This is a genomic window from Proteus hauseri (assembly GCF_040139125.1).
Lineage (GTDB): Bacteria > Pseudomonadota > Gammaproteobacteria > Enterobacterales > Enterobacteriaceae > Proteus > Proteus hauseri_B.
In genome coordinates this window covers 1-2,794 of the sequence record NZ_JBEEUB010000025.1, presented here as the reverse complement: position 1 = coordinate 2,794, position 2,794 = coordinate 1, and the positions used below count along the sequence as shown (strand labels likewise).

The following is a 2,794-nucleotide window of genomic DNA, read 5'->3' as shown; positions in this document are numbered from 1 at the left end:
AGATAGGATAATACATAAAATAATAGGTAAACCTAACGTCAGCGCACCTTTTCTTCGAGCTGTTTTAGCATCGAAATATCACCTAATAACCGTTGATTTTTACCTGTGAAAAAGATGATCGGACTGACATTTGCATTATCAATACTTCGGCTTAACTGAATTCCCATCGCCTGATAATCATCATCGTTTGTGCAATGGTATAACGCTAAAACAAGCTGACATTGTTCTGGAGTTCCGCATTCTATTGCCCAGCGGATCAACTCCGAAAAGGTCAATCCGTTCGGTTTCCAGTGTTTTTTATGCCGTGACGCTAACGCCTTAAATTTTTCACGCCCTTGATTATATTTTTCTGCCCCGATCACCGGATCTTCACAACGAACCCCTTGAACCGGTCGCTTATCAAATGACAATTCCCATAAATTTAATTCTTCGATGTATTCGTAATCTTCTGGCGATGCCAAACGAAATAATTGAGACATAGAGACACCCTCCGATCATGTGTGAACGGAGACAGTATAAGGCTTTCGAGAAATTCCGCTTCCTCGACGTGAAACAAGTTCACGCCTTGCGGCGAGCGTTGCGAATTGAATTTATGAGGTTTACCAAGCTCCAGATGTAACAAAGCCCCGTGACAGCATCACAGGGCTCTGGTACTCTAAATCTTGTGCATTCGTTGCTCAGATTAGACGTCGCAATCCAATCTTAGCAACGTGAGAGGCGCTTGTCACGTTCTCATTAAATACCAGCCAACGACATTAACCCAAATGCACCACTTGATTGACTCGGACTTAGCCCGGTCTCCGAAAGGATAAACAGGCAAATTGTGGTAGTAAAACGTACCGGAAAACGAAATTCCGGCTCTACCTCCGAATCACGCTGCGGTATCGAAAGATTACAGTGCGTACCTGATAAGAGCACCAATCAACGGACTAGGGATTTCTTGGATTGCGAAGTGTCGAAAGAAGCCCAACCTAACCAAACTTAGCCAGATTAACGAGCTAAGAGACCATGACCCAATAACTGATCATGGAGAAAAGCAAAGACAAGATGAAGATGTCGCTTCGCTCCGTTTTGATTAGTACCACATTGGGGCATTAGGCGTTTTTTACCTAGATTTTATCGGTGAACAATAACACCTAAACTCTCAACAAGCTGAAGCGCCTGCTCTCCATCCAACTTCACTCCATCTAAATTAATTCGCCTTGCATCAAGCTCGCCAAGCGCCCCACCCGTTAAATCACAACCAGTAAAATCAGCCAAAGACCAATCAAACGATGAAAACTCCCCACAAGAAAGATCGGAGCCACGAAACACGGCGCCAGTTATCACAGTGCCATTCCAGCGATTTTCCCACAGTTCGCACTTTTCTAATATGACTCTAGAAAAATTAGCGTAACTAAGATTTGTCTTGGTTATATAAGCACTACAAAACCATGACCTTGTAGTTATCATATTCATAAAATTAGCCCCTCGAAAATCAGCTCCTTGAGCTAAACACTCACTAATTTCAAGACCTAAGGCGCTAATGTTTTTAAAATTACTCATTGATAAATCGCAGCTTTTAAAGCTAGCGTTTTTTAGTTTGGCTCTATTAAAATCACACCCTTCCAAGCTATTCCTGTCGTAAAAACTACAATCAACAAATTCAGTATCAGTTAAATCAACCCCTGAAAAATCACAATTTGAAAAGGCAATATTTTTAACTCTATTCCCCGTAAATTGATCTCGTGAAAACTTTTCATTGATAAAGTGCTTTTCCATACATGCTACACCTGGTTATTTATACAGTGCAATCATTGTACATTAATTTGAACAACCTTAAACTCTAGCTAAAATTGATTCATACAATCCCTTTTATGTTAAACGGGCGAGTTAGTTAGCAAAAACCTCCCGTTCATCCCCATTAAAGCCCCTCGAAACGATTTTAAGACACGATCACCCTATAAAACACCCAAATCTACGCTGAAAGTTTAGAACGGTTTTGCGGGCTTCTGAGTGCGTTTTTAACATCGTGCAAACTGACAAGTAAAACGATGCGAAATCGCTGAAAGTCACAAACTTGTTTTGTGGCAAGAAGCGATTTGACCAACCGAGTAAAACGAGGGCGGTAGGCTTTTTGTTTTTATCCTGATGAGCGTCCAGCGAAGAAAGGGAAAAACAGGGGGAGCCGAAACGAAATGACACGCCCCAGCGATGGCAAGTGAACCCCAGTGAACGTGTTTCGTTTTGGGGGCAAAGCCCCCCGTCAAGCGAAGCGTCTGACCACCACATTTTTGAGCGACCAAATACAGGGGCGAAAAAAGGGGGTGGTCAGACGAACGCAGTGAGTTTGACGGGCTTGGGTGAATGGTTTTTTTCGCAGGCGTCCAGCCGAAGAAAATAGCCAGAGGGCGGAGCCTTATGTCATTCATTTTCGTCCAGAAAATGAGTGGCATTGATACTGAAAGTATCATGGGGTGCAAGTTAGTAAAACTATGATTCTACCCATTATTTCACCCGTTATTCTGCCCGTTATACCTAAATTGGGTGCAATAACGGGTAAAGTAATAGGTAGAATAACAGGTGGATTAATGGGTAAGAAATAACACAACGTCATCTTGTGTCTATCTATTATTCTGTATCTTATTCTATGTATTATTCTACCTATTACAGACGAAATAGATAAAATAAGAGATAGAATAATAGATAGGATAATACATAAAATAATAGGTAAACCTAACGTCAGCGCACCTTTTCTTCGAGCTGTTTTAGCATCGAAATATCACCTAATAACCGTTGATTTTTACCTGTGAAA

2 protein-coding genes are annotated in these 2,794 nt (G+C 41.5%); both read right to left on the bottom strand.

The genetic code is table 11. The features are described from left to right. Positions 1 to 38 precede the first annotated feature (38 nt). On the bottom strand, positions 39 to 479 hold the full coding sequence (locus ABN099_RS18945) for a hypothetical protein (RefSeq protein WP_015063446.1): 441 nt from the start codon (positions 477 to 479) through the stop codon (positions 39 to 41). Between the two features lie 637 nt (positions 480 to 1,116). Further along, entirely contained in the window at positions 1,117 to 1,761 is a 645-nt protein-coding gene (locus ABN099_RS18940) for a quinolone resistance pentapeptide repeat protein QnrD1 (RefSeq protein ID WP_012634451.1), read from the bottom strand. Between the last annotated feature and the right edge of the window lie 1,033 nt (positions 1,762 to 2,794).

What these genes read in the sequence shown, in the direction of transcription:
- ABN099_RS18945 (WP_015063446.1), bottom strand. Translation starts at nt 479, where the DNA reads ATGTCTCAATTATTTCGTTTGGCATCGCCAGAAGATTACGAATACATC.
- ABN099_RS18940 (WP_012634451.1), bottom strand. Translation starts at nt 1,761, where the DNA reads ATGGAAAAGCACTTTATCAATGAAAAGTTTTCACGAGATCAATTTACG.